Origin of the sequence: Helicobacter equorum (genome assembly GCF_900198655.1) — a bacterium.
GTDB classification, from domain to species: domain Bacteria; phylum Campylobacterota; class Campylobacteria; order Campylobacterales; family Helicobacteraceae; genus Helicobacter_F; species Helicobacter_F equorum.
The window spans coordinates 1-1,591 of record NZ_FZPO01000042.1 but is presented as its reverse complement, the minus strand read 5'-3'; the positions used below and the strand labels follow the sequence as shown (position 1 = coordinate 1,591).

At 37.5% G+C, this 1,591-nt stretch carries 3 protein-coding genes and 1 pseudogene; 1 reads left to right on the top strand and 3 read right to left on the bottom strand.

The features are described 5' to 3' along the window. Nucleotides 1-219, top strand: a pseudogene (locus C6H22_RS06550) (UDP-glucose 4-epimerase GalE); the annotation flags it as partial. Between the two features lie 72 nt (nt 220-291). Here C6H22_RS06550 and cutA read toward each other — a convergent pair. The 3 genes from cutA to C6H22_RS06535 form a co-directional block, all read right to left on the bottom strand. Beyond that, entirely contained in the window at nt 292-597 is a 306-nt protein-coding gene (gene cutA / locus C6H22_RS06545) for a divalent-cation tolerance protein CutA (protein WP_104694521.1), read from the bottom strand. A gap of 1 nt (nt 598) precedes the next feature. After that, entirely contained in the window at nt 599-1,180 is a 582-nt protein-coding gene (locus tag C6H22_RS06540) for a sugar O-acetyltransferase (protein ID WP_104694520.1), read from the bottom strand. Nucleotides 1,181-1,332: 152 nt separating this feature from the next. Then, a partial coding sequence (locus tag C6H22_RS06535) for an NAD(P)H-dependent oxidoreductase (protein WP_199769815.1) occupies nt 1,333-1,591 on the bottom strand: 259 nt, incomplete at its 5' end.

Genomic DNA, 1,591 nt, shown 5'->3' with positions numbered 1-1,591 from the left:
TATGGACAAGGCTATAGTGTGCTTGAAGTTATCCAAATGGTAAAGAAGGTAAGTGGCGTGGATTTTGTGGTCTTAGATTCTGATCGTAGAGCAGGAGATCCTGCTATTCTTGTTGCAGATAATACTAAAATCTGCACTCTCACAGATTGGAAACCACGATTTAATGATCTCGCCTACATCATCAAAAGTGCATATGAGTGGGAAAGATTTGGCAAATAATACTATGCAGTCAGAAAAATACAGGTGGGAGTATTTGGATACAAAAACAAATAAGAATCCAAAATTTTCAGGCTATATAGCCTTTTTTAGCCACTTTTTGTAGTGTTTTTCTATTTTACATGGTATAAATGCTAGAATCTGTGGCACTTCATAACTATGGTGAGAGCGCAAAAATTTGCGAATCTTCTTATAATGTTTTTTGCGTGTCTTGATACTTAGAGCAATTTCAGATTCTGCGCATATAACACCTTGCCAATGATAATAACTTTGTATTTTATGTGTTTGGACACAAGCAGCAAGGCGTCGCTTACAAAGCTTTTTGGCTAATCGTTTGGCTTCCTTTTTGTTTGGTGCGGTGCTTAAGATTACAAGTGGCATACTAATCCTTTGGCGTATAATTTTCTATCTCTATTTTTTTGATAAGCTTTGCAGGGTTTCCACCCACGATAGAATTTGGTGGGACATCTTTGGTAACGACTGCATTAGCGCCCACGATAGAATTTTCACCAATCCTAACACCCGGACAAATAGTTGCTGCTACACCTATCCACACACGCTTTTGGATATAAATAGGCTTACAAATGGTGGTGGTGCGATTACAAGGATTAATGTCGTGATTAATGGTGATGAGATTAACTTTTGGTCCGATAAACACTTCATCATCAATATAGATTCCGCCCCGATCCATAAATGTGCAAGCGGAATTAACAAAAACATTTTTGCCAAAATATATATTACGCCCAAAATCCGCATAAAAAGGTGGCAAAAGCCACAAACTAGAATCCACCTCTCTTCCCGTAATTTGACTTAAAATCTCACGCACTTGCTCCTCGCTTTTTTCTCCATTATTAAGCTTGGCGATGAGTTTTTGCGTGTGCTTAATCACTTCGATGATAGGTGCGACTTCGGGATCTCTAGAATCTAGTGGCACACCAGCCAAATCTTTCTCAAAAACATTCATAATCCTATCCTTACTTTAACCAAAGACTTTTTGCAAATGTGCTTTATACTCTTTTATGTATTGCTCTACTTGTGGGTTTTTGATCACATCATTACAAATAGTGGCACACCAGCCAAATCTTTCTCAAAAACATTCATAATCCTATCCTTACTTTAACCAAAGACTTTTTGCAAATGTGCTTTATACTCTTTTATGTATTGCTCTACTTGTGGGTTTTTGATCACATCATTACAAATAAATGTTGACAAAGCCTGCATACCTAAAAATTCGTGTGCCTTATGCAAATGCAAATACACGACATCTACACCCACACCACCAAAAAACTCATCTTTGTCTGTAAATGCCTCAATAGGCGCATTCCAAGTAAGACTAAACATATATTTCTTATCGCGCAATAAGCCACCTTTGCCA